The organism is Candidatus Methylomirabilota bacterium, from assembly GCA_036001065.1.
In the GTDB taxonomy this organism is placed as follows: Bacteria; Methylomirabilota; Methylomirabilia; order Rokubacteriales; family CSP1-6; genus MNEF01.
Genome location: DASYUQ010000126.1, coordinates 1 through 24743, shown reverse-complemented (window position 1 = coordinate 24743; position 24743 = coordinate 1). Strand labels below are relative to the sequence as shown.

Sequence of the window (24743 nt, the reverse complement as noted above, 5' to 3'; positions counted from 1 at the left end):
CGGGGCTAGGGGCGGCGGCGGGACGGGCTGCGCCGCGGGCGGCGGCACCGGCCGAGGCTTCGGGGCGGCGCAGGAGCCGAGCCACGGCGCCAGCACGAGCAGGACGGCGACGGCGCCGAGGCTATTGGGTCGGAGCATCACTGGGGAAGCGCCGCAAGCCCGGCGGCAGCGGGCGACGGAACGGGGCCGGCGGCAGCGGCGGCTGGATGGCCTGGCCCGGCATAGGGGGTTGTACCTGCGGCCGAGGTGGCGGTTGCGAGGGTGCCACCGGCGGGATGACGCCCGGCAGCGATTGCGGCGGAGGCATTGGAACGCCCGGGGGCGCCGGCTGGACCTGGCCCGGCGGCCCCATCGGGGGCGCGGGCCGAGGTCTCGCCGGATCGTGCAGGCGGACGTCGAGGGTGCCTTCCGGGCGCGCGAGAATCACGTGATCGGCGGCGATCTTCGTCAGCTTGCCGCCGGCTACCGCGTCGCCCACGCGATAGCCAGCCACCCGCTTGGTCACCGGGTCCTCGAGATACGCAATCGGCGCACCATCCCGGAGCACTACCCCGTAGAGGTTCGGTTTGCCCACCAGCGACGCCTGGGTGAGGCCGGCCGGCGTCGCCGGGGCCTCGTTGCGCGTCGGGCTGAAGAGATTTCGGCCGGCGATGATCGCCGGGGAGCCGGACGCGGGCGGAGTGGCGGCAGGCGCGGCGGAAGCGGCGGGGGGAGCCCCGGCGCGGGCCCGGGCCGGCCCCGACGCGGGCGCCGGCCGGGTCAGCTCCCGCACGATGTATGCCGCGAACAGCAGGGCCATGGCCGCCAGCAGTGTGTTCACGATGAGGAGTCGCTTGGACATCAGGTCCTGATCCTGCCAGGAAGGATGAAACCGGAGAGCGTCAACGTCGCCAGCAGGTCCTTGGGCTGGCTGATGTTGACGACCCGCACCTTGAGGTCCTGCACCGCCAGCAGCTTGGGCGCACGGTCCAGCCGAGCGAGGAGATCCACGAGCTGGCGGATATCGCCCGAGACCGTGATCTCCAGGGGGATCTCGAGCAGCTCGGCGCGCTCGACCGGTGGCAGAATGCGCTCGCTCCGCACCTCGGTCGTCGCCTGCCCGGCCATCTCCTTGACCAGCTTCTGGAGCTCGGACGCGGCGACGGCCGGCGTGGCCCCGGGCAGAAGTCGGGCGCTCAGCGCTTCCAACCGCGCGTTCGTCGCCTCCAGCTCCGCTGCGATCGCGGACCTGCGCGCGACCAGCTCTTGCCGGCGCGCCAGTACCTGCTCGCGGATAGGCGCCAGCTCGGCGGCGACGCGCTGCCGCTCGCGGATCGGCTGCACGAGGCCTTCCCAGCCGATGATGAGCAGCGCCACCAGGGCGCCGAGCGTGACCAGGACGCGTTCGCGGCGAGAGAGATTGCCGATCATCTGGCTCCCGATCCGGGAATCGCCGTCGGCGGAAACGACCGGCGCGGCTGCATGGGGAGCCCCTCGGGCAGCGGGGCCTGCGGAGGCTCGGCGGGCGCGCCGACCGTCGGAGGACCGGGGCGCTGCGTCGGCAGCGGCGGCAGCGTCGGCGGGCGGCCGGTGGGCGGGGTCGCGCTGGCCGGCGCGCCGGCGACCGTGGCGGAGGCCTCCCAGGTCGCCCGGATCCTGAACTGCTCGCGGTCGCGCCCGCGGGTCACCGGCGAAGAGAACTCGACCCGCTCGAAGCGCGGGGAGTTTTCGAGGAGCGGGATGAGCGCGGCGGCCGCGGCCGCCTGCCCGGTGAGCTCCACGCCCTTCGTGTCGAGGGCGAGCATCGTCAACCAGGCGTCGGTCGGCAGCAGCTCGGTGAGCTCGCGGACGACCGGCAGCGGCCGGATGGTCGTGGATTCGATCGACTGGACGGTCGCCAGCAGGCGCCGCTTGCGGTCCAGCTCCTGCACCACCTTCTCCACGGCGCGGACCTCGGGGTCGAGCCGCGCGATCCGCGCGTTGAGGTCGGCCAGACGCCGGCTGTTCTGGTAACCCGGGACCAGGAGAGCGCCCAGGCCCAGCAGGAGCGTCGCCGCCAGCATTCCGGCCGTCATCATCTGGGGGCGCGTGAGGTGCCGGGGTCGCAACGCGGGAGGGATCAGCTCCAGAGGCCGGACGCGACCGGCCGAGGCGACCGCCAGCGCCAGATCGAACGCGCCTCGCGGCGTCTCGGTGATCGCAGCCAGCCGCTGGCGCGCCGATGACGTGAAGGGAGGCTCGGTGACGGGCGCTCCCAGATCGGCCAGGGCGCCCGCGGCGTCGGCCGTGGCATCCCCGGAGATCCAGATCGCATCGCAGCCGCGCCAGTGGGCGAGAACGAAGCTGCGCCGGATGGCGTCGGCGATGACGGTGTGGTCGGCCTCGGGCAGGGTGCGGCTGAGGACCAGCGTCGGCCCCGAGAGAAAAAGCAGGTCGGTCCCGTCGCCGACTCGATGGACCCAGACGACCCTGCCGCGGCGCTGACGCGGGACGAGCGCGGTGAGGTTGTGCGAGGCGACGGTGATCGAGACGGGCCGCAGCTTGGCGTCCTCGGCGATGCGGAGCGCCCCGTCGACGACCCGCCGGTCGGCGGCGGCGATCAGCACCTCCTGCGCCGCCGGCGCGGGCCCGCCGTCGCTCTCGGGGGGCAGGGGCAGGTAGTCGAAGGGGGAATCGTCACCGCCCGACGGCAGGTGGCGCTCCAGCTCGAACCTGACCATGTCCCGGAGTTCGCCGCCTACGGACGGCAGCTCGATCGGCTTGACGGTGACCGAGGCGCGCGGCAGTCCGATGGCCACCGTGCGGGGCGCGAGCCGGCGCTGGTCGAGCTCGGCCCTGAGCGCGGCCGCGGAATTCTCGGCGTCGACCACGAAGGCTTCGACCCGACGCCTCTGAATCGCCACGGCGACGAGGCGGTCGCTGAGCAGGAAAATCGCGAGTCGGGTGGGATCGAGTATCACTGGGCCAAGCTTACGCTTCCCGCCCAGAGCTTACGCCGAATGGCGAGTCATGCGCAACGTCTTGTTGCGCTTGGGGAATTCGGTTGTGAGGGGCTAGGCCGATCAGTGGGCGCCTGACCACTCCAGCACGACGATCGACCCGGTGATGGCGTCGGCGCGCCTCTGGACGACGGCGGTCAGGCGGGCGCGCACCTGGCCGTCCACCAGGCCTTGCGCCTCGATCCGGAACGTTCGCGTGGTGGTGACCAGGCCGCGGCCCGTGAAGCGTCCCGGCACCGTCGGGTAGGGGCTGTCGCGGCGCCCCTGGCTGATGTCGGAGATCTCGGCGTCGGACAGGCCGAGCGCACGCAGCACCGGCAGGCTGGCGGTGTTGATGTTGGTCTGGCCCGGGGTCTTGACCGTGACCAGGTCCGCCAGGGCCGGCGTGTCGCCGTCGCCGTTGAAGATCCGCGGCGTGACGCCGCGGATCTGGAGCAGCTCGGCCACGGACTCCAGAGGGCCGTTGCGCGACTGGTGGGGAATCGGGAGCTTGAGGTAGTAGTCCTCGCTCTCGGCGCCGTTCGCGCGGTGCTCCTCGTTGGGATCCATCCAGTCCTGCAGCGAATCGACGATGACGTCGCGCTCGGCCTTGGTGAGACCGAGGACGAGCAGCAGGCGGTCGACCCGGTCGGGCGGCGAGGTGTTGAGGTTCAGCCGCGCCTCCTCGTCCGTGACCCGGTAGGAGAACTGACCGCCCCCCAGGGATACCCCACTGCGCGGCAAGCGCGGCCGGGCGATGCGCTCGCGCGTGTAGAACGTCAGCTCGCCGTCGTCGGCCACGGCCACGTAGGCGGCGTCGGCGGCGATCTCGCGCATGGCCTGCTCGACCCCCGCCTCGGCCAGATGGGCGGCGGTGATGCCGTCCTTCCAGGCGCGGACCGCGCTCGCCTCCAGGCGCATCGAGTACGCGAACTCGGCGCCGATGATGCCCACGAGCGACAGCACCAGGAGCACGGCGACCAGCGCAAAGCCGCGCTCGCTGGCGCCGGCGGCGGGCTTCACAGCGTCCCCGTGCGGAGCACGACCGTCAGGGGCGGCAGCGTTTCGGTCCGTCCCCCCCGCGTCGTCGCCACCGTGACCTGCACCGCTCGCGGAAGCCCCTGCTCGGCTTCGGCGTCCCACGTCGGCTGCCAGGCGCCGCTCTGGTTCAGGTAGCGGAACTCGAGAGCCTGGATGCCGGGATCGTGCAGCGCGACCGCGGCCTGGATGAAGGGATCGCGATTGGGCAGGGCGCGCTGGCGGACGACCAGCGCGGGTCCCTGGTCGGTCTCGAGCGCGATCACGACCGCGGTGAACGCGACGGGGATCGCCAGCGGGAACGGCGCGGCCTGGGTGACCAGCTCGACCCGATTCTCGGTGCCCCGGAAGAGGATGACGGGGTTGGGCGCCAGCTCCGCCGCCGCGCGGTAGGGGTATGTCCCTGCCAGCGTGCGGCCGAGGATCAGCGCGACACTGCGCAGATGCTGATGGGCCTCGGCCCGGTCCTCGCCCTGGGTCCAGGCGGCGAGCGCCACTCGCAGGCCGCCGAAGGCGACCGCGACCAGGGCGCCGACGATCGCCAGCGCGAGGATGAGCTCGAGAAGGGTGAAACCCCGCTGGCCACGACGGCGCATCAGCGCGCTCTCGGACTGAGGCTGGGAGGCCCCGGCGCCGGCTGGGCCGGGACCGTGCGGAGCGTCGTGATCTCGACCTGCCGCCGTTCGTCCCACGAGACCCGCACCGCGATCTCGTAGATGTGCCATCGAAGCGGCCCGGCCAGCGGCGTCAGCTCCGGCGCCGGGACGAGCTTGGTCGTTCGCTCCCAGTGGAACCGGCCCTCGTCGCGCTCCTCACGCCCCTCCTCCGGCGTGACGACCTCCCGCACCTTCAGATCTGCCAGGAGCATCGCCTGCTGGTGATCCCCGGAGAGCTTGAGCAGCCGCAGCCCTTGCGCGAACGCCTGGATCGACGCCACCACCGCCAGGCCGAGGATCGCGAGCGCCACCAGCACTTCGAGCAGCGTGAACCCCGAGTCCCCGTGGGCGTTCCGCGCCGGCCGCGGCCGGCCGGGGATCACAGCCGCTCCGTGCGGACACGGCCGGTGAGGGGATCGACCGTGACCCGATAGCGGATGTCGCCCGAGGTCAGCCGGAAGGTGCCGCCGTTCGAGACGCCGTACGGCTCGAAGCGGACGGTGAGCGCTGGCGGCGGCTCCGCCTCGACCGTGAGGTGCGCCGGCAATGCGCGTGTCTCGCGCACTTCGTCGTTGCCCATGATCAACACCCGGTGCCCGGGCGGGTCCACCAGGAGGGAGTGGGGGCGCCGCGTGGTGATCGCCTGCTCCCGGGCGTGGCGGAGCATCGCCGCGAAGCGCGATACCTCGGCGCGCATCCGGACCCCCTCCACGCTGCGCCCGATCGTGGGCCCGGCCAGACCCAGGACGACGGCGAGGACCAGCAAGGTGACCAGCAGCTCGAGGAGGGTGAACCCGCGTTCGTCTATTTCGACCCGCTGTCCCATGACGTCGCGTCGACGTTCTCCCCTTCGCCGCCGGGGGCGCCGTCGGCGCCTTCGGACCAGAGGTCGTAATCGCCGTGCTGTCCCGGGCAGCAGCGGTACTTGTAGGGGTTGCCCCAGGGGTCCTTCGGCACGTCCCTCTTGAGGTAGGGGCCGCTCCAGTTGGGGGTACCCGGGTTCCGCACCAGCACGTCGAGGCCCTGGCCCGTGTCGGGGTAGCGCCCCACGTCGAGGCGGTACTGGTCCAGCGCCGCGCCGAGCAGTTCGATCTGCGCCCGCGCCGCGGCCGTCTTGGACTGCCCCACGCGCCCGAAGAGCCGCGGTCCCACCAGCCCTACCAGCAGGCCCAGGATGATGATGACCACCAGCAGCTCGATCAGCGTGAACCCCCGCTGGTCGGTGATCGCGCGGCGCCCGCGCCGGCGGGGCCTGTCCGGGTCACGGCCCCCGTCCGGCTCTTGGTCGGCGCCGGGGAGGGGGAGGCCCCGTCGCTTCGAACTACAACTCGCTCCGGGACCTCCCCCTCCCCGGCGCCGCTCAGCATCTGCTGGCGGACGGGGACCGCTCCCCGGCCACCCCCCGGCGCAGGCACGATCGCCGATCACAGCGGGAGCTCGTTGATCGAGAAGATGGCCATGAGCATCGCGACGACGATGAACGCCACCAGCACCCCCATTCCGAGGATGATCGCGGGCTCCAGGAGCGCGATGAACCGTTTCAGCTCCGTGCGGACGTCGCCCTCGAAGGTCTCGGCGGTCTTCAGCAGCATTTCCTCCAGACGGCCCGTCTCCTCCCCGACCCGGACCATGTGCACGGCCAGCGCCGGCAGGTGCGCGTGCTCGCTCAGGGCCGCCGCGATGCTGCTCCCCCGCTTGACGGTCTCGGCCACGCGCTCGACGGCCCGCGCGATCACCTGGTTCGACATCATGTCGCCGACGACGGCCAGCGCTCCCAGCACCGGCACCCCGCTCTTGAGCATGGTGCCGAGCGTGCGGGCGAAACGCGCGGTCTCGACCTTCATCATGAGCTCGCCGAAGCGGGGCAGGCGCAGGAGCACCTGATCCCACTGCAGGCGCCCCTCGGGCGTGCGGGTCCACACGCGCCAGGCCAGGACCGCGGCCAGGCCGACCAGCGCCCCCGCCCACCAGTACTCCCGGACGACGCCGCTCACGACGAGCAGGATCTGCGTCGGCAGGGGGATCGTCTGCTTGAGGTCGGCGAAGATCGTGGCGAAGCGCGGGATCACGAACGTGAGCAGGAAGACGACGGCGCCGGCCCCCACGCCGGTGATGACCAGCGGATAGGCCATCGCCGAGATGATGGCCTCGGTGAAGGCCGCGCGCGATTCCAGGAACTCGGCCAGACGCCGCAGCGCCAACTCGAGGACCCCGCCCTTTTCGCCCGCGCGGACCATGTTGATGTAGAGGCGGGGGAAGGGGCGCGGATGGTGCTTGGCGAGGGCATCGCTCAGCGAGCCGCCGCCGCGTACGGTCCGCAGCAGGTCCGCCACGATGACCCGGAGGCGCGGGTTGGTCGCCAGTTCCTCGAGGATGCCGAGCGCGCGATCGAGCGGCACGCCCGCCTCGACCAGGGTGGCCAGCTGCTGGGTGAACGCGAGGAGATCGCGCTGCCGGACCCGTCCCGACAGGGCGAGGCTCAGCCACGGACCTCGCTCGGCGTGGGGCGCTACCCGGATGGGGAAGTACGCCTCGCGGTGCAGCCGCTCGATCACGGCCCGGGCATCCGGCGCCTCCATGACGCCGTCGATCGTCTGCCCGCGCCGGTCGGCCGCGCGATAGACGTAAACGGGCATCGGGCTCAGGCGTCTTCCTGCGTGACGCCCAGGACTTCCTCGAGCGTGGTGACGCCCTGGCAGGCCTTGGCCCAGCCGTCGAGTCGCAGCGTCGTCATACCGGCCTCGATGGCCAGGCGGCGGATCTCGCGGCTCGACGCGCGGCGGAGGATGAGGCTCCGCGCGTCTTCGGTGATCGGGAACAGCTCGTAGATCCCCGTACGTCCCCGGTAGCCCGTTCCCCGGCACTGGTCGCACCCGCGCCCGCGGTAGAGCTGCACCCCGGGCGGGGCGGCGACGCCGAGCGCCTCGATGTCGGCGGCCGTCGGCGTGTGGGGCGCCCGGCACTCCGGACAGATGCGGCGTACGAGACGCTGGGCCAGCACGCCTTCCAGCACCGACGCCACCAGGTAGGGCTCGGCGCCCATGTCTTGCAGGCGGGGGATGGCGCCCGGGGCGTCGTTGGTGTGGAGCGTGGAGAAGACGAGGTGGCCGGTGAGGGCCGCCTGGATCGCGATGTCCACCGTTTCCAGGTCTCGGATCTCCCCCACCAGGATCACGTCGGGATCCTGACGCACGATATGTCGGAGGCCGGTGGCGAATGTCAGACCGATCTTCGGTTTCACCGGAATCTGGTTCACGCCCTTCAGCTGATATTCCACCGGGTCTTCGATCGTGATGATCTTCCGGTCCGGGGAGTTGATCTTGTCGAGCGCGCCGTAGAGCGTCGTGGTCTTGCCCGAGCCGGTGGGGCCGGTGACGAGGAGGATCCCGTGCGGCCGCTCGATGAGCGCCTCGAAGTGCTTGAGCGTCTCGGCACCGAAGCCGAGGCGCTCGAGGGGCAGGAAGACGCTCTGACGGTCGAGCAGCCGCATCACGATGGACTCGCCGTGCACGGTGGGGATCGTGGAGACGCGGATGTCGACGCGCCGGCCCAGGAGGGACACGCGGAGGCGGCCGTCCTGGGGCAGGCGCCGCTCGGCGATGTTCATCTCCGCCATCAGCTTGATGCGCGAGGTCACCGCGTCGCGCAGACGCCGGGGGGGCGACTCCTGGTCGTACAGGACGCCGTCGATGCGGTAGCGCACGCGCAGGGTGTCCTCGAACGGCTCGATGTGGATGTCGGACGCCTCCGCCCCGATCGCGCTCTCGACGAGCAGGTTGACCAGGCGGATCACCGGCGCCTCGAACGCCATGTCGCGCAGGTGATTCACGTCCTCCTCGCCGTCGGGTCCCCGCTCGTCCTCCATGCCTTCGACGATCCGCTGCAGCGGGCTGGCGGCGCCGTCGTAGGTGCGGTCGATCGCTTCCAGGATCACCTCGGGCACGCTCACCACGATGCGCACGCTGAGGCCGGTCCACTGGTGCAGATCGTCCACGATGACCGGGTTCAGCGGCTCGGAGGTCGCCACGGTGAGGAGGCTGCCGTCGACGCTCACCGGACAGACGACGTACTGGCGGAGGTACTTGGGCGAGAGGTTCTTGATGACGGGCAGGGGTGACGGCAGCTCGTCGCGCGAGAGGTACGGCAGGTTCTGCTGGCGCGCGACCGCACGCAGCACGTCCTCCTTGGTGGCGGCGCCGAGCCCCACCAGCGCCTCGCCCAGGCGCTCGCCGGTCGTGCGCATGCGGTTCAGCGCCAGCGCGACCATCTCGGGCGTGGTGATGCCGTCGGCGATCAGAATCTCGCCGAGGAGCCGGGTCGACGTCGCGATGGCCATGCTATGCTCCAGCGGTCATGTTAGCACAGTGGGCCTTCGTGGCCGTGGCCGCCGCCGCGGACTTGGCGGGCGCCGCATTCGTCACCAGCGTGCATCGTCGGCGCCGGGCGCCGCTGCGTTACTTCGTGGCCCTGGGCGCCGGCTTCATGCTGGCGGCGGCGTTCGTGCGGATGCTGCCCGAGAGCGCCCACGTCCCTCACGCCTTCCTGTTCGTGCTCCTGGGCTATTTCGGGATCCATCTCTTCGAGCACACCGTGGCACCCCACTTCCACTTCGGGGAAGAGATCCACGCCGACGCGTTTCTGCGGCCCTCGGCCGGCTACCTGGCCCTGCTTGGTCTCGGCGTGCACACGCTCTTCGACGGCGTGGCCATCGCCGCGGGGTTCATGATCGATCCCACGCTCGGCCTCCTGCTGTTCCTGGCGGTCGTGCTGCACAAGCTGCCCGAGGGGTTCACGGTCGCCTCCATCGTGCTGGCCACCGGACGATCCCGCGCCGCCGCGCTGGGCGCCGGCCTCGCGCTCGGGGTGCTCACCGTGCTCGGCGCGCTGGCCACGAGCCTGCTGGCCGAGAGCCACATCGGATACGCGCTGGCCCTGTCGGCCGGCGTGACGATCTACGTGGCGGCCTCGGACCTGGTCCCCGAGGTGAACCGCGAGGGCGGCCCCGCGCTGGCCTGGACGGTGATCGGCGGCCTCGTCCTCTTCGTGGCCGCCGACTGGGCGTTGTCGTCGTTCGGCGCTCGTTGACGCCGGCCTCCACGCCGTGATGGTATCCTGGCGGCCATGAGATCTCCGGCCGGGCTCGTGCTCCACGGTCCCAACCTCAACCTCCTCGGCGTCCGCGAGCCCACCATCTATGGGTCGTTGTCGCTGGCGGCGCTCGATCGCCTGATCCAGTCCCACGGGCGGCGGCGGGGGATGCGGGTGGTGTGTCGTCAGTCGAACGTCGAAGGGGAGCTCATCGACTGGCTGCAGGGCGCCGAGCGTGAGGGCTTCACCGGGATCGTCTTCAACCCGGGCGCCTTCACCCACTACTCGATCGCGCTCCGCGACACGGTGGCGGGGATCCGCCTGCCGGTGGTCGAAGTGCACCTCAGCAACGTCCACGGCCGGGAGGAGTTCCGGCGCCACTCGGTGATCGCCGCCGTCGCCCGGGGACAGATCTCCGGCTTCGGCCCCCAGAGCTACCTGCTCGGCCTCGACGCTCTCCTCACGCTCACGCCTGCCGGCGATGACGCGAACCGGCGCGCGCGTCGGCGAGCCGTGCGCCGATGAATCGGCTCCGCCGCCCCGGCGTCTAAGCCCTGACGGCGCGGGGTGGGCAACCGACACCCGGTGGACACCGACGATCAGGCGCTGGTCGAGCGATGCCGGCAGGGCGACCTGGCGGCCTTCGAGCCGCTGGTGGAGAAATACCGTGAGCGCGTGTGGCGCCTCGCCTGCAACTACCTCCGGGATCCCGAAGAGGCGTGGGACGTGGCCCAGGAGGCCTTCGTCCGGGCCTGGCAGGCGCTGCCGTCGTTCCGGGGGCAGTCGGCGTTTTACACCTGGCTGTTCCGAATCGCGATCAACGCCGCCACCGACCGGGCGCGGCAGCGGGCGGCCCGGGGGCGCGCGTTCGGCACCGAGCCGGTGCCGGAGGAGGACTGGGCGCGGGTCATGGTCGATCCAGGTCCGGCGCCGGACGACGTCGCGATGCGCGCCGAGGACCGGGAGCGCGTCCGGCGGGCGCTGGAGGCTTTGCCTCCGCATCACCGCGCGATTATCATGTTGGGCGATCTCCAAGGGCTCTCGTACCGGGAGATTGCCGAGGTGCTGGACATTCCGATGGGCACGGTGATGTCGCGCCTGCACAACGCCCGCCAGCGCCTGCGCCAGGCGCTGGGACCGCTGCTGGTCCTGGTCCTGGCGCTGGTGATGCTGCTGGCGCCAGTCGTCGTCCGGGCGGAGCAGGCGGTGAGGTTCGGCGCCCAGGTGCTGCTGGCCAGCGATGCCCCCGCCGGCGGCTCGCGCGTACCGGCCGATCTGGAGCGGCTCCTGCCCCGCCTCCGACAGACGCTCCGGTATCGCGAGTACGCGTTGCTGGAGCGCTACCGCGGGCAGGCCGCCGTCGGCTCCAGCCAGCGCTTCGCCGTGCCGGGGGACCGGCAGCTCGAGATCACGCCGGAGTCCGCGTCGCCGGTCCGGCTGCGGGTCCGGCTCCTCCGCGGTCGCGTCGCCGAGGTGAACACGGTGATCCAGGCCGCCCCCGGCGCGCCGGCCGTCATCGGCGGACCCCCCCACGGCAACGGCGTGCTCATCATCGTCGTCTCGCCGAGTCCATAGCGTTCCGGGAGGCAGGGTGGGCGAAGGCGAAGAGCGTCATTTCCGCGAGCGGGCGCGGATCGAGCAGGGCCACACCAAGTACCGCGACAAGCTCCGCGCGGAGGGCAAGCTCTTCGTCCGCGACCGCCTGAAGCTACTGCTCGATCCCGGCAGCGACTTCCAGGAGGACTGGCTCTTCGCGCGGGGGCAGGAAGCGGAGACGCCGGCCGACGGGGTGGTGACCGGTGTCGGCGCCGTCGGCGGCCGGACCGTTTGCATCATGGCCAACGACTACACGGTCAAGGCCGGCTCCTGGGGCGAAAAGACGGTCCAGAAGATCATCCGGATCCAGGAGAAGGCGGGCCGGCTGCAGGTGCCTCTCCTCTATATGGTCGACGCCGCCGGCGCCCGGATCTCCGAACAGATCAGCGTCTTCCCCGGGCGCTTCCACGCCGGGCGGATCTTCTACAACGAGGTGCAGCTCTCCGGCGTCGTGCCCCAGCTCTGCATCCTCTTCGGTCCCTCGCCGGCCGGCTCGGCCTATCTCCCCGCCCTCACCGACGTCGTCATCATGGTGGAGGGCAAGGCCTCGCTCTACGTGGGCAGCCCCCGGATGGTCGAGATGGCGATCGGCGAGAAGACCACTCCGGAGGAGCTGGGGGGCGCGCGCATGCACTGCACGGTGTCCGGCTGCGGCGACGTGCTGGCGCCTTCCGACGAGGAAGCGATCGAGCTCGCCAAGCAGTATCTCGCCTACATGCCCCAGTCCTACCGGGAGCGGCCGGCCCGGACGGCGGCGGTGGATCCCAAGCCCGGGCGGTCCATCGAGGAGATCGTTCCCTACGACCAGCGGAAGTACTTCGACATGTACGAGGTGATCGACCGCGTCCTCGATGCCGGCTCCTGGTTCGAGCTCAAGCGCCTGTTCGCCCCGGAGGTGATCGTCGGCCTCGGCCGCCTCGGCGGTCGCGCCGTCGGCATCGTCGCCAACCAGCCGAAGGTGAAGGGCGGCGTGCTCTTCGTCGACTCGTCGGACAAAGCGGCGCGCTTCATCTGGCTGTGCAACGCCTACAACCTCCCGCTCGTGTATCTGGCCGATGTGGCCGGCTTCATGGTGGGCACCAAGGTCGAGCGCGAGGGGATCATCCGCCACGGCGCCAAGATGATCTTCGCCACCTCCCAGGCCACCGTGCCCAAGATCTGCGTGGTGGTGCGCAAGTGCTACGGGGCTGGGCTCTACGCGATGTGCGGTCCGGCCTTCGAGCCCGATGCCGCGCTCAGCCTGCCCCAGGGCCAGATCGCCATCATGGGGCCGGAGCCGGCGGTGAACGCCGTCTACTACAACAAGATCATGGAGCTGCCGGAGTCCGAGCGCGCTGCGTTCGTGCGGCAGAAGCGCGACGAGTTCGCCCGCGACGTGGACGTCTACAAGCTCGCCTCCGAGATGCTGGTGGATGACATCGTGCCCGGCTCCGCGCTGCGCGCCGAGCTGATCAAGCGCCTGGCCTACGCCGAGACCAAGGTCCACGAGTTCCCGCCGCGCCGCAACGGCGTGTACCCCGTGTAACGTCGGAGGGGGCGACTTCACAGGCGCGCCCTCAGGGCGCGACGGCCCCCTCCGAACCCAGGGTTGCGCCGGCAAAGCCGGCGCTCGAAAGGCGTTACTCAGCCCGCCGCGGTCTCGGCGTTCTCGAGGATGCGCCAGAACGCTCGAACGGTTTGCCCGGCCCGCCGCACGCCGCCCCGCCTCGGCTGAGCCGTCACTGCCACGACTCCGTTCCAGGAGCCGAGGGTCGCACGCTGGGGGATATCGGCGATGCGCCGTCCAAACAGCGCGCTGGCAACAGCGGGCAGATGTCCCCGCGTGTTCCCGAGAAAGCAAACGGCCCGTGGCTGCAGCAGTTGGACCTCAGTCCGGAGATGCTCGGCTGCACAAGCGGTGAGAACAGTCGTCGGCGGCGCGTCCCGCTGAGTCGGGCGAATCTTGGCAGAGTGCACGAAGAAGAACCCGGCCCGGTGGAAGGCGCTGTCGCCGTCCTCCCTGCTGCGCCTGTTGCTCTCGAGAAGCGCAGTCCCGAACGGGGACGCGTCGAGGGCGCGGAACAACCCAGTCCGAAGAAGATCGGTCCGGTTCGAATAGAAGTGCATTCCCCGGCTCCGCCCATTGATCCGTGCGGGGGCGACTCCCACGAACAGAATGCGTATCGTCAGGGGCGGTGGAGGAATCTCTCCCCGACACAGGGGGAAGTCGACTTCTGTGGGTCGGAGGTTCTTGCAGCGACGGCACCGCTCGATGGTGTCCTGGTACTCGCTCCAGCGGCGGACGCGAGCGGCCATGAGATGAGTGGTCGCCTCGCGGCCCAGGCAAATCAATGCTGGCGGGAGCGCTGCGGCCATCGAGAGGAGACGGTCTATCTCGCCGGCACGCCACCACCGGCGCCAGCCGACCGCGACGGCCTGGACGTCGTCCTGCCTCACCTCCTGGGGGGAGTCAGCCAGTGCCCAGAAGTGGGTCAGGAGCCTCTCCTCGCCCGGAGTGGGGATGTGTTGGAGCCTGAGGCACAGGCCGCGGAGAGCAGCGACCCTGCGCAGGGTCTGGGTGATCTCTGGAGGCGTCACGGTTCGTCTGGTCCCAGGGCTTCCAAATCTGCCCGATCGAGTGGTGACCCGCGCAGGCGCTTCAGAGTTCGCAGCGCGCGGATCCCGATCACCCAGATCGACTGACTCTCGACCGTCATGGCCACGCGGTCCTGAAGCAGCGCTGCCAGAGCGTCGTCGGTCGGCAGAAGGAGGTCCACGGGAAGCAGGTCCGAGCCATCGATCTTGATCAGGCGCTGGATGTCCAGACGCCCCCCGGCCACCCGCATCGGCCCGCCAGCGGATTGAAACCCGAGGGACTGCAACGCAGTGGCGGCCGGCTCGAGGTCGGCGGGAGCAATCAGCAGATCGATGTCTTCGGTGGCGCGAGGCGTCGTATAGATCGATACTGCGAGACCGCCGACCAGCGCGTACGGGATGTCGGCCACGGCCAGCGCCTCCACGATCCGACGCAGCTCAGCGTAGAGGTCGAGCATCCGCGGGTCAATGTATCACCGCCTGCCCAACCCGGCCGGCTCGATGGTCAGGCGCGGAAACGTCTCTGCGTCTCAGCCAGGGCCTGGGCGATGGGCGCGGGCAGGCGTGCGCCGAACTGCCGATAGAACTCCCCCAGATCGTCGAGGGCCGCGAGCCATTCGCGGGCGTCGCAGCGGAGGGCCTGCCCCAAGCGCTCGGGGGTGACGTCGAGCCCGCTGGTGTCGAGAGCGCCGGGGGCCGGAACCCAGCCGACCGGCGTCTCCTCGGCCCGAGCGGTGCCGCGGATCCGCTCCACCATCCATTTGAGGATGCGCACGTTCTCGCTGTAGCCCGGCCACAGGAAGCGCCCGTCCCCGTCGCGGCGGAACCAGTTCACGCGAAAGATGCGCGGCGGTCGGGCCAGACGCCGCCCCGCGGCCAGCCAGTGGGCGAAGTAGTCGGCCATGTTGTAGCCGCAGAACGGGAGCATGGCCATGGGGTCGCGGCGGACGACGCCGACCTTGCCGGTGATGGCGGCCGTGGTCTCGGTGCTCATGGCCGAGCCGAGGAACACGCCGTGCGTCCAGTCGAACGCCTCGAAGACCAGCGGGATCACCTGCGAGCGTCGCGAGCCGAAGATGAGCCCGGCGATGGGCACGCCCTGGGGGTCTTCCCAGTTCGGCGCGAGGGACGGGCACTGCTGCGCGAGCACGGTGAAGCGCGAGTTGGGGTGGGCGGCCGGGCCGCTGCCGGGCTGCCACGGTCGGCCCTGCCAATCCACCAACCCCGCGGGCGGCTCGGCCGTGAGCCCCTCCCACCACGGCTCGCGGGAGGGCGTCAGCGCCACGTTGGTGAAGATGGTGTTCGAGCGGACCATGGTGATCGCGTTGGGATTCGTCTTCGGACTGGTGTTGGGGGCCACGCCGAAGAACCCGCGCTCGGGGTTGGTGGCGCGGAGCTGCCCACTGGCGTCCACGTGCATCCAGGCAATGTCGTCGCCCACGGTCCACACCCGCCAGCCGGGAAGCCGCGATTCCACCATCGCTAGATTTGTCTTGCCGGAGGCGCTGGGCATCGCCGCCGCCAGGTAGGTGACGCGCCCGTCGGGGTCCTCCACGCCGATGATCAGCATGTGCTCGGCGAGCCAGCCCTCTTGCCGGGCCTGCCAGGAGCCGATGCGGAGAGAGTGGCACTTCTTGCCGAGGAGGGCGTTGCCGCCATAGCCCGAGCCCACGCTCCAGATGAGCTTCTCCTCCGGGAAGTGGAGGATGAGCCGGCGCTCGGGCGAGAGATCGCCCAGCGAGTGGAGCCCGAAGACGAGGTCGTCCTCGCTCCGCATGTGCTGCAGGGCTGCCGGCCCCACGCGCGTCATGATGTGCATGCTGGCGACGACATACGCGCTGTCGGTGACCATCAGCCCCACGCGGCTCATGGACGAGCCGGCCGGACCCATGAGGTAGGGGATGACATACATGGGCCGACCCTGCATGACCCCCCGCAGAAAGCCACCCGCCCTGGCCTTGGCGTCGGCCGGCGCCATCCAGTTGTTGGTGGGCCCGGCGTCGTCGCGCTCCCGCGTACAGATGAAGGTGAGCTGCTCGGTTCGCGCGACGTCCTGGGGGTGGCTCCGGTGCAGGTAGCAGTTCGGATAGGTCCGGGGGTTGAGGGGCAACAGCGTTCCGTCCCGTAGCATCTCTTCGACGAGGGCGTCGTACTCGGTCTTCGAGCCGTCGCACCAGACGACTCGGGACGGCCGGGTGAGTGCGGCGGCCTCGTCCACCCACTTTTCGGTCACGCTGGTCACGCTCATGCGCGTATCCTCGTCATCCTTTTAGGTGAGCTTTCGATACGGCTGGCCGGCCGCGCCGCACGGGCGTCGGGCGATCGTCGCCCCGGGCACGAAGCCCGCTGCGATCCTGCCGTCAAGGCTAAGCGTGCGCGGTCTTCCCGCGGACGTCAAGCGGAACATGCTAGCATCGCGCCCGTGAGGGGCCTCCTGCTGGCCGCGCGCTATCTGACGATCGTGCCGGTCGGGGGTGGGCGACCTCACGAGCAGGGCGCCTCGCTGGGAGGGGCGGCGCCATGGTTCCCGGCGGTGGGGCTGGGGATCGGACTGGTGGTGGTCGCCACCGAGCGGGTCACCGCCTGGCTCTTCCCGATGCTGCTCGCCGCGCTGCTGACGGTCACGGTGTGGAAACTGCTCACCGGCGGCCTCCACCTGGACGGTCTGGCCGACTGCCTGGACGGGCTGGCGGGCCACGACGCCGGCCAGCGACTGCGGATCATGAGCGACAGCCGTATCGGCGCCTTTGGCGCCATGGGGCTGATCCTCTTCCTCCTGCTCGAGATCGCGGCGGTCGCGGAGCTTCCGGCGCCGGTCCGCTGGCGCGCGTTGCTGGCGACGCCCGCGATCGCGCGGGCCACACCCGCGCTGCTCGCGCGCTGCTTCCCGGCCGCCCGCGTCGACGGCCACGGCGCGGCGTTCCGCGCGGGTGTGCAATCGCGGGCAGTGGTCCTGGCGCTGGTCCTGGCGGGTCTGATCGCGGCCGGGGCGCTCGGGCTCCTGGGGCTGGCCGCCCTCGTCGTCGCCTGCCTGGGCACGCTCGGCCTGGGACGCTTTCTCACGGTGCGGCTGGGCGGGATCACCGGCGACGTCCTGGGGGCCGCGGTGGAGGCCGCGGAGCTCATCGTCCTGCTGACGGTGTCGGCGTGGACGCACGCCGGACGCTGATCTACCTGTTCCGCCACGGCGAGGTCGCGCCCGCGGAGCCCCGGCGGTTCGTCGGCCACCTGGACGTTCCCCTGTCGCCGCTGGGCGAGCGGCAATGCGCGGCTCAGGCCGAGCGGCTCCGCGACGTGACGCTCACCGCCGTGTTCACCAGCGATCTGGCGCGCGCCCGGCGCAGCGGTGAGATCATCGCGGCCCCGCACGGCCTGCGGCCGGACGCGGCGCCGGCGTTGCGCGAGATGGACATGGGACGCTGGGACGGGCTCACCGCGGCCGAGATCGCGGAGCGCGAGCCCCGAGCGTTCACGGATTGGATGGCGCGCATCGGCGACTTTGCCTTTCCCGGCGGTGAGGGCCTGGGGGACCTGTTGGCGCGGGCCTGGCCGGCCTTCGAAGCGATGGTCGTCGCCCACGCGGGCGAGCGCATCGCCGTGGTGGCGCACGGCGGGACGAATCGGGTCCTGCTCTGCCGCGCGCTGGACCTTCCGATGAGGCGCATCCTGGCCTTCGGCCAGGACTACGCTGCTCTCACCGTGCTCGAGCACGCCGCGGGGCGCTGGCGCCTGCGCCGGCTGAACGAGCTGCCGGTGCTATAATTCGCGGCCGCGGGGTGACGCATGCATCTCCTGAGGAAGATTCCATGACCAGACGGGGCGGGGGCGCCGGTGTCCTTGTGCTGAGCCTCGCGCTGCTGGCGGGCGCGCCCGCTGTCGCCGAGGAGCCGCGGGCGGGCGGCGTGCTCAAGGCCGCGATGATCGGCGAGCCCCCGTCGCTCGATCTGCACTGGACGACGGCCGTCATCACCCAGCAGATCACCTGGCACGTCTACGAGACGCTCTACACCTACGACCGGAACTACAACGCGATCCCGCTGCTGGTCGAAGGCCACACGCTGGGCGACCGGGGTCGCACGTACACGTTCAGGCTGCGCCGGGGGGTCCGCTTCCACAACGGCAAGGAGCTGACCTCGGCCGACGTGGTGGCCTCGCTGAGCCGCTGGGGTCGCATGGCGACGCCAGGCAAGGCCGTGTGGCGGAACGTCGAGGGCCTGGAGGCCAAGGATCCGTCCACGGTGGCGATGTACCTGAAGGAGCCCTCCGGCGCCCTGCTCATGGCCCTGGCGCGACCCAACAACGGCGCCGCGATCTATCCCAAGGAGATCGTGGACGCCGCCGGCGACCAGCAGATCTCGCAGTTCGTCGGCACCGGTCCCTATCGCTTCGTCGAGCACAAGCCCGACCGCTACATCAAGCTCGCCCGCTTCAAGGACTACGTCGCCCGCCCCGACGGCCCCGAAGGGTTCGGAGGCAAGCGCACGGCCTGGGTCGACGAGATCCTCTTCATTCCGGTGCCTGACGTCGCGGTGCGGCTGGCGGGGGTGGAGACCGGCGAGTACCACTACGCCCAGCAGATCAAGCAGGACCAGTTCGAGCGGATCCGGGCCATGGCGGGCGTCGCGCCCGGCGTCATCAAGCCGGCGGGCTGGTCCACCGCGGTGCTGAACCACAAGCAAGGGCTCATGACCGACAGGCGGATCCGGCAGGCCTTCCAGGCCGCGCTGGACATGGAGCCGATCATGGCGGCCGGCTTCGGCCACCGGGCCTTCTACCGCGTCGATCCGAGCCTCATGCACGTCGAGCAGGCGCAGTGGTACTCGACGGTGGGCGCCGAGCTTTACAACCAGAGGAATCCCGCCAAGGCGCAGAAGCTCCTGAAGGAGGCGGGCTACACCGGCCAGCCGGTGCGCTGGATCACGACGCGGGAGTACGAGTGGATGTACAAGAACGCGCTCGTCGCCAAGCAGCAGCTGGAGGCGGTCGGCTTTCGGATCGACCTGCAGGTCGTCGACTGGGCGACGCTCGTCCAGCGACGCAACAAGCCCGAGCTGTGGGACGCCTTCTCCACCGGGATCACCTTCAACCCGGAGCCGGCTTACAACACGGGCGTGCAGTGCAACTGGCCCGGGTGGTGGTGCCACGAGGACAAGGAGCGCTGGCTGGACGCCGTGGCGCGGGAGACCGACCCCCGGAAGCGGAAGGCGATGTGGGAGAAGGTCCAGGTTCTCTTCTACGAGGACGTCGGCCGGGTCAAGTTCGGGGACTACTTTTCGCTCGAGGTCGCACGCAAGGAGCTGCGGGGCTTCCGGTCCACGCCGGAGCTGAACTTCTGGAACGTGTGGCTCGCGCCCGCGCGCTGAGGGCGAAGGAAGACCGGCCATGAGGCTCGTACGGCGAGCCCCTCGCTCGATCTGCACTGGACCACCGCCACGCTGACCCAGCAGATCACCTGGCACATGTACGAGACGCTCTACCCGTTCGACCGCGACCTCAACCCGATCCCGCTGCTGGCCGAGGGCCACAGCATCGCGGACGAGGGGCGTTCGTCCCCACGACCACCCTGATGCTCTGGAACGTCTGGCTCGACCGGTAGCCCCGCCGGCGTGAAGACGTACGTCCTCCGGCGGCTCCTGGCGCTGATCCCGGTGGCGCTGGTGGTGGCCACGGTGGGCTTCGTGCTGATCCACCTGGCGCCGGGCGATCCTGCCTCCATCATCGCCGGTCCCGACGCCTCCGCCGAGGACGTCGGGAAGATCGCCCAGCAGCTCGGTTTCGACCAGCCGCTCCATGTCCAGCTCGTGCGCTGGTACGGCCGCCTGCTCCAGGGCGACCTGGGGCGCTCGATCTTCCTCCGCAAGCCCGTGACCGCGGCCATCCTGGACCGCGTGGAGCCGACCCTGCTGCTGACGCTGGCCGCCGTGCTGATCGCCGTCCTCATCGGCGTCCCCGCCGGCGTGCTCTCCGCGCGCTACCACAACTCGGCTACCGACCAGGCGTTCATGATGCTGGCGCTGGCCGGGATCTCGATCCCGAACTTCCTCCTGGGCCTCCTGTTCGTCCTGGTCTTCGGCGTCTGGCTCGGCTGGTTCCCGGTGGCCGGCTACTCGCCGCTCGAGGACGGCTGGCCGGCCACGCTGCGCTCGCTCGTGCTGCCGGCCTTCGCGCTCGGCCTCGTCCAGTCCGCGCTCATCGCGCGCATCGCCCGCTCCAGCATGCTCGACGTGCTGCGCGAGCAGTTCATCGTCGCCGGCCGGGCCAAGGGGCTCGGTGAGCGCGCCATCGTCTACAAGCACGCGCTGCGGAACGCGCTGGTGCCCACGGTCACCGTGATCGGCATCAGCTTCGCCGTGCTGATCAGCGGCGCGGTGGTGGTGGAGACCGTCTTCAACATTCCGGGGCTCGGCCGCCTCATCATCTCGGCCGTGCTCAGGCGCGACTACCCGGTGGTGCAGGGGGTGGTGCTCGTCATCGCCGGCGTCTACATGTTGGTGAACCTCCTGGTGGACCTCTCCTACCTCGTGATCGACCCGCGGGTGAAGTACCGGTGAGTGGTCGTGCGAGCCGCAGGGCGGACGCGGAGCCGGCGGCGGCGCGCGCCCGAGGCGAGCCGTGAAATGGGCCGATTGACCATCGCGATTCCGCGGGCGCCGGCCGTGCGGCGGCGGATGCCCCCGGCGCTGGCCGTCCTGTTGCGGCGGAAGATCGCCGTGCTCGGCGCCGTGCTGATGGTCTTGACCACGGCGGTCGGCCTGCTGGCACCCGTGATCGCTGGCAACCCCACCCACATGGACGTGGCGGCGCGGCTCGGCGCGCCGAGCGCGGCCCGCTGGTTCGGCACCGACGACCTGGGCCGCGATGTCTTCAGCCGCGTCGTTTACGGCGCGCGACTCTCGCTCCTGGTCGGCACAGCCGTAGTGGTGCTGGCCTTCGTGGCCGGCGTGAGCGCAGGGCTGCTCGCCGGTTACTTCCGCGCGCTCGACAACCCGATCATGCGCGTGATGGACGGGCTCATGGCCTTCCCCGCCATCATTCTGGCCATCGCGCTGATGGCCTCGCTCGGCCCCTCCGTCACCAACGTGATCCTGGCCATCGCCGTCGTCTACACGCCCCGGATGGCCCGGATCGTGCGCGGCTCGGTGCTGGTGATCCGCGAGACCGCCTACGTCGAGGCGGCGCGCGCGCTGGGCGCCTCCGACGCGAGCCTCATGCTCAGCCACATTCTGCCCAACTGCCTCAGCCCCGTGATCGTGCAGGGGAGCTTCGTCTTCGCCGCCGCCGTGCTCACCGAGGCCGCGCTCTCGTTCCTCGGCGTCGGCGTGCCGCCCTACGTGCCGAGCTGGGGGAACATCCTGTCGGAGGGGCGCCTCTACCTGCAGCAGGCGCCCTGGCTGGTCCTTTACCCCGGCGCGGCCATCATGCTGACCATTCTCGGCTTGAACCTGTTCGGCGACGGCCTGCGCGACCTCCTGGATCCGAAGCTTCGGGGCCTCGGCTCCGAACGGCCCGGCGCCCGTTGATCGACGGCCGCGGCCACCAGGACACCGGCCAGACCGACCACGAGATGGGCGAGTCGGCAGCGGCCGCGGATCACCGGTTCTTCTAGTGCCGTTCCAACTTGTTGATACTAAATCTGTCCACGAACGACGTACACGGTGCCTTCCTATGCGCGAATAGTTGGAACGGCACTAGGCGCGAATAGTTGGAACGGCACTAGTCGCCGCGGTCGGCGCGGATCCGGTGGGCGCGGTAGGCGGCCAGGATGCGCTCGTTCATCTCGCGGCAGGCCGCCCGCGCGAGCTGCTGACGTTCCGGCGTGTCGGCCAGCAGGTGCAGGCCCCGGTGGCCGATGGCGGCGTGGCGGTACTCGTCGGGCAGGATCTCCCTGGCGTAGAGGTCGGCCGTCTCGGGGTCGACGTCCCGAGCCAGGGCGATGAGCGTCTCGAAGCCCTCGCAGGACTGCGTCTCGCCGGCGAACTGGAACATGGCCAGGCGCTCGAGGGTGGGGCGGGCGCGGGCGGCGACGAGCCAGTCGAAGAGCGCCTCCCACTCGGGAAGCGCGCGGTAGGCGTCGGGGTCCTCGCCGAGCGCGATGAGCCGCTGGCGCAGCAAGCGCCAATGGCGATGCTCGTCGTCGAGCTGACTGGCCAGCAGCTCCCGGATCTCCCGTTCGGGCGTGTAGGGGATCCACGCGGCCAGCAGCTCGACGGAGCGCAGCTCGTTGTACACGCCCTGGCGCATGCGGTAGCGGATCTGCTGGAGGCGTCGCCCGGCCGGCGCCCCGGGGTCGAGGCGGACGTCGCGCCCCTTCCAGAACGCGGCGTTCTCGTCGGCCAGCGTCCGGACGAACTCGCGCGGATCGGTCACGGCTTTCTGAAGACGATCGGGCCCACGAACACCTCCGCCGTCGAGTGCGTGTCGTTGGAGTCGATGGAGAGGGAGACAGCCGCGGGGTTCTCCGGCTCCTCGCCGTAGATCTTCTTGAAGTCGTCCCGCACGTTCCGCTGCTCGGTGACCCACTTGCCGAGATCGGTTCGGCCGGAGCGCAGAACGACGTAGGTGACGGTACCCGTCTTCTCGCTCTTGCAGATCGTTCCCGCCGGCACGGTGGTGTCCCACACGTAGCCGATGATCCGGGAGCGGAGCTGCTCGGGGAAGCGCGGCCACGTGAGGTAGACCTGGGCGGCCTGGTCGTCGGTCGTCTTGTTGCAGGATCCGCCGCCCTGGGGCAGCGTCACGACCTTCCACTTCCACTCGAGGATCGGCGTCTCCTTCAGGTTGACCTTGCCCTTGATCTCCTTACTGATCGTCGAGCCCTCGTCCCGGCTCTTGAGGTGCAGCACTTTGTTACCGTCGTTCTCCACGACGGCGAAGTCGTAGGCCGGGCTCCCCCAGTTCTGCCCCTTCCAGCCGGGCGGGATCCCTTTGGCGCCCACGGGGTGCTTCAGCCAGTCCTCGACGACGACGCGCTCCGCCGCCCAGGCCGTCACCGCCACCGCCACGAGCACCGCGGTCATCAGGAACCGGTCAGTCCGCATAGCTCTCCTCATGGACGCATACCACGGGCTTTGACGCCCAGGCCCGTCGTTTCATTCTCGTCGGCCGGCACCGTCGTTACCAGCGGCGGGCGCAATTCGCGGGCCAGCCGTTCGCTGTGCCCGGCGAGCGCGGTGCTCGCGTCGAGGAAGCCGGGATCGCCGGCCGCGTGGTCACGACGGGGCCTATGATACCGTCACGGCATGGCGGATGCCCCGCCCTCGATGCGCGTGGACAGGTGGCTGTGGGCCGCGCGCTTCTTCAAGACGCGCAGCCTGGCCGCGGCCGCGTGCGCCGGAGGCAAGGTGGACGTCAACGACGATGGGGCCAAGCCGGCCAAGCTGGTACGCCCCGGCGATTTCATCAAGGTCACGCTGCCGGGCGGACGGCGTCTGGCGCGGGTCGTGGCGCTCAGCGAGCGCAGAGGCCCCGCCGGCGAGGCGCGCGCGCTCTACTCCGACCTCACGCCGCCGGCGCCGCCGCGCCTCCGCCACGCGCCGCCGCCCTACCGGCCCGCGGGCGCCGGCCGGCCTACCAAGCGCGAGCGCCGCCAGATCGAGCGCCTGCGCGGCCGGTGACGAGAGCCCGCCCGCTAGAACGTGAGCTTGTCCCCGGGGCTGATCGGGAAGACCTGCGTCGTCGTCTGCCCGAGGAACTGCTGGTACTCCTGCGGCGTGCCCCTGAGCACCGGGAACGTGCCGTAGTGGAACGGGATCGCGTAGCGCGGCTTGAGCATCTCCCTCGTCGCGTAAGCCGCGGCCCGCGGGTCCATGACGAAATGGCCGCCGATCGGGATCATGATCAGGTCGGGCTTGTAGTACTCGCCGATGAGCCGCATGTCACCGAACAGCCCCGTGTCGCCCATGTGATAGAGCTTGAAGCCGTTCTCGAACTCGATGATGAATCCCGCCGGCTCCCCGCCAGGATAGGTCGTGCTCTTCTTGGTGGCGGGGTCGGTGATCGTGACCTCCGACGAGTGCTCGGCGCGTACCTGGGTGATCTTGATCTGCGGTCCCAGCGGTGTCACCGTGCCGCCCTTGCCGAAGCGAACGCCCTGCTCGGAGCTCACCCATCCCAGATCGATCATGGTGGCGATGAGACCGGCCGGCCCGAGGACCTTGGCGCCCGTCCGCTTGGCCAGCTCCGCCGTGTCGCTCGATCCGTCGGTGCGGCCGAGGTTGCCGGCATGGTCGGCGTGGCCATGGGTCACGAGGATCACGTCGACCTTGCCGAGCGCGTCGAGGTTCTTGTACTGCTGAGGCGTCTTGGGGTTGTGCGTGAGGAACGGGTCGATCACGATCACCTTGCCGGTGAGCGTCGTGAGCCTGGTCGTCGCCTGGCCGAGCCAGTGCACCTCGACCTTCGCGGTCTGGGCCCAGGCGCGCTCGGTGGCGAGGGTGAAGGTGAGAGCGGTGCTGAGCTTGAGGAAGTCCCGCCGATCCATGCCCATGGTGCCTCCTGAGGATTGGGATGCGCTGCACTCTACCACATCGCGCGCAGCCCGCATTGAAAGCGCGCGGGGATTCTGCTAACGTCTCGGCGTCGTTCGTGCCCAGGGTGCCCGCGAGGGCCCAGGGAAGGCGGTGCGAAGCCGCCGCGACCCCGTCACTGTAATCGGGGACGAAACCCGCACGCGATGCCACTGGCCGAGTCGGCCGGGAAGGCGCGGGGAGTAGGACGATCCGAGAGCCAGGAGACCTGCCCGGGCGCCTCACGTCTCAACCGGTCTTCGAGGGAGGGCCCGGGCGATTCCGTCATCGCTTCTTGTTCTGGGCGGCGCGCGCAGCGGCAAGAGCGG

26 protein-coding genes and 1 riboswitch are annotated in these 24743 nt (G+C 70.6%); of the genes, 10 read left to right on the top strand and 16 right to left on the bottom strand.

Annotation, left to right across the window (positions count from 1 at the left end; all coding sequences use genetic code 11):
* Positions 1-121: 121 nt before the first annotated feature.
* The 10 genes from VGV13_12170 to gspE all read right to left on the bottom strand — a co-directional run bounded on the left by VGV13_12170 (position 122) and on the right by gspE (position 8987).
* Entirely contained in the window at positions 122-841 is a 720-nt protein-coding gene (locus VGV13_12170; GenBank protein HEV8641847.1) for a hypothetical protein, read from the bottom strand.
* The gene (gene gspM / locus VGV13_12165; protein ID HEV8641846.1) at positions 841-1410 is read right to left on the bottom strand and encodes a type II secretion system protein GspM; all 570 of its coding nucleotides are present in this window, start codon (positions 1408-1410) and stop codon (positions 841-843) included. The genes VGV13_12170 and gspM overlap by 1 nt, the downstream gene beginning before the upstream one ends.
* Positions 1407-2939, bottom strand: a complete 1533-nt coding sequence (locus tag VGV13_12160; GenBank protein ID HEV8641845.1) for a PilN domain-containing protein — start codon at positions 2937-2939, stop codon at positions 1407-1409. The genes gspM and VGV13_12160 overlap by 4 nt, the downstream gene beginning before the upstream one ends.
* Before the next feature lie 102 nt (positions 2940-3041).
* The gene (locus VGV13_12155; protein HEV8641844.1) at positions 3042-3980 is read right to left on the bottom strand and encodes a hypothetical protein; all 939 of its coding nucleotides are present in this window, start codon (positions 3978-3980) and stop codon (positions 3042-3044) included.
* On the bottom strand, positions 3977-4591 hold the full coding sequence (locus tag VGV13_12150) for a prepilin-type N-terminal cleavage/methylation domain-containing protein (GenBank protein ID HEV8641843.1): 615 nt from the start codon (positions 4589-4591) through the stop codon (positions 3977-3979). The genes VGV13_12155 and VGV13_12150 overlap by 4 nt, the downstream gene beginning before the upstream one ends.
* Positions 4591-5034, bottom strand: coding sequence for a prepilin-type N-terminal cleavage/methylation domain-containing protein (locus tag VGV13_12145; protein ID HEV8641842.1), 444 nt, complete (start codon positions 5032-5034; stop codon positions 4591-4593). Before VGV13_12145 ends, VGV13_12150 begins: the two co-directional genes overlap by 1 nt.
* A complete protein-coding gene (locus tag VGV13_12140) occupies positions 5031-5477 on the bottom strand; it encodes a GspH/FimT family protein (GenBank protein ID HEV8641841.1) in 447 nt (148 codons plus the stop codon). The genes VGV13_12145 and VGV13_12140 overlap by 4 nt, the downstream gene beginning before the upstream one ends.
* On the bottom strand, positions 5456-5878 hold the full coding sequence (gspG, locus tag VGV13_12135; GenBank protein ID HEV8641840.1) for a type II secretion system major pseudopilin GspG: 423 nt from the start codon (positions 5876-5878) through the stop codon (positions 5456-5458). Before gspG ends, VGV13_12140 begins: the two co-directional genes overlap by 22 nt.
* A gap of 197 nt (positions 5879-6075) precedes the next feature.
* Positions 6076-7287: a type II secretion system F family protein gene (locus tag VGV13_12130; protein ID HEV8641839.1), complete on the bottom strand. Its 1212-nt coding sequence runs from the start codon at positions 7285-7287 to the stop codon at positions 6076-6078.
* 5 nt (positions 7288-7292) lie between these two features.
* On the bottom strand, positions 7293-8987 hold the full coding sequence (gene gspE, locus VGV13_12125) for a type II secretion system ATPase GspE (protein ID HEV8641838.1): 1695 nt from the start codon (positions 8985-8987) through the stop codon (positions 7293-7295).
* A gap of 17 nt (positions 8988-9004) precedes the next feature.
* Here gspE and VGV13_12120 point away from each other — a divergent pair, with 17 nt between their 5' ends.
* From VGV13_12120 to VGV13_12105, 4 genes are read left to right on the top strand one after another with little or no spacing between them, the layout of a single operon-like run.
* Positions 9005-9736, top strand: coding sequence for a ZIP family metal transporter (locus VGV13_12120; protein HEV8641837.1), 732 nt, complete (start codon positions 9005-9007; stop codon positions 9734-9736).
* Between the two features lie 36 nt (positions 9737-9772).
* A complete protein-coding gene (gene aroQ / locus VGV13_12115; protein ID HEV8641836.1) occupies positions 9773-10264 on the top strand; it encodes a type II 3-dehydroquinate dehydratase in 492 nt (163 codons plus the stop codon).
* A 42-nt stretch (positions 10265-10306) separates the two neighbouring features.
* Complete coding sequence (locus VGV13_12110) at positions 10307-11314, top strand: sigma-70 family RNA polymerase sigma factor (protein ID HEV8641835.1); 1008 nt, start codon at positions 10307-10309, stop codon at positions 11312-11314.
* A 16-nt stretch (positions 11315-11330) separates the two neighbouring features.
* A complete protein-coding gene (locus VGV13_12105; protein HEV8641834.1) occupies positions 11331-12860 on the top strand; it encodes an acyl-CoA carboxylase subunit beta in 1530 nt (509 codons plus the stop codon).
* Between the two features lie 98 nt (positions 12861-12958).
* Here VGV13_12105 and VGV13_12100 read toward each other — a convergent pair whose 3' ends face one another.
* From VGV13_12100 to VGV13_12090, 3 genes are all read right to left on the bottom strand, one after another.
* Complete coding sequence (locus VGV13_12100; protein HEV8641833.1) at positions 12959-13630, bottom strand: uracil-DNA glycosylase family protein; 672 nt, start codon at positions 13628-13630, stop codon at positions 12959-12961.
* 278 nt (positions 13631-13908) lie between these two features.
* Positions 13909-14367, bottom strand: a complete 459-nt coding sequence (locus VGV13_12095; GenBank protein HEV8641832.1) for a nucleotidyltransferase family protein — start codon at positions 14365-14367, stop codon at positions 13909-13911.
* Between the two features lie 47 nt (positions 14368-14414).
* Positions 14415-16157, bottom strand: coding sequence for a phosphoenolpyruvate carboxykinase (GTP) (locus VGV13_12090; GenBank protein ID HEV8641831.1), 1743 nt, complete (start codon positions 16155-16157; stop codon positions 14415-14417).
* A gap of 174 nt (positions 16158-16331) precedes the next feature.
* On the opposite strand from VGV13_12090, the gene cobS reads away from it, so the two are divergent.
* From cobS to VGV13_12065, 5 genes are all read left to right on the top strand, one after another.
* Positions 16332-17078 carry an adenosylcobinamide-GDP ribazoletransferase gene (cobS, locus tag VGV13_12085; GenBank protein ID HEV8641830.1) on the top strand — a complete coding sequence of 249 codons (747 nt, stop codon included), beginning with the start codon at positions 16332-16334 and terminating at the stop codon, positions 17076-17078.
* The gene (locus VGV13_12080; protein HEV8641829.1) at positions 17057-17671 is read left to right on the top strand and encodes a histidine phosphatase family protein; all 615 of its coding nucleotides are present in this window, start codon (positions 17057-17059) and stop codon (positions 17669-17671) included. The genes cobS and VGV13_12080 overlap by 22 nt, the downstream gene beginning before the upstream one ends.
* A 44-nt stretch (positions 17672-17715) precedes the next feature.
* Positions 17716-19272: an ABC transporter substrate-binding protein gene (locus VGV13_12075; GenBank protein HEV8641828.1), complete on the top strand. Its 1557-nt coding sequence runs from the start codon at positions 17716-17718 to the stop codon at positions 19270-19272.
* 243 nt (positions 19273-19515) lie between these two features.
* Positions 19516-20460, top strand: a complete 945-nt coding sequence (locus VGV13_12070; protein ID HEV8641827.1) for an ABC transporter permease — start codon at positions 19516-19518, stop codon at positions 20458-20460.
* 66 nt (positions 20461-20526) lie between these two features.
* Entirely contained in the window at positions 20527-21429 is a 903-nt protein-coding gene (locus tag VGV13_12065) for an ABC transporter permease (protein ID HEV8641826.1), read from the top strand.
* Positions 21430-21622: 193 nt separating this feature from the next.
* Here VGV13_12065 and VGV13_12060 read toward each other — a convergent pair whose 3' ends face one another.
* Entirely contained in the window at positions 21623-22276 is a 654-nt protein-coding gene (locus tag VGV13_12060; protein ID HEV8641825.1) for a ferritin-like domain-containing protein, read from the bottom strand.
* Entirely contained in the window at positions 22273-22947 is a 675-nt protein-coding gene (locus VGV13_12055) for a DUF3047 domain-containing protein (GenBank protein ID HEV8641824.1), read from the bottom strand. Before VGV13_12055 ends, VGV13_12060 begins: the two co-directional genes overlap by 4 nt.
* Before the next feature lie 201 nt (positions 22948-23148).
* On the opposite strand from VGV13_12055, the gene VGV13_12050 reads away from it, so the two are divergent.
* Entirely contained in the window at positions 23149-23523 is a 375-nt protein-coding gene (locus VGV13_12050; GenBank protein ID HEV8641823.1) for an RNA-binding S4 domain-containing protein, read from the top strand.
* 14 nt (positions 23524-23537) lie between these two features.
* On the opposite strand, the gene VGV13_12045 is transcribed toward VGV13_12050, so the two are convergent.
* On the bottom strand, positions 23538-24389 hold the full coding sequence (locus VGV13_12045) for a metal-dependent hydrolase (protein HEV8641822.1): 852 nt from the start codon (positions 24387-24389) through the stop codon (positions 23538-23540).
* A 94-nt stretch (positions 24390-24483) separates the two neighbouring features.
* Positions 24484-24666: riboswitch (cobalamin riboswitch) on the top strand.
* The last annotated feature ends 77 nt before the right edge of the window (positions 24667-24743 follow it).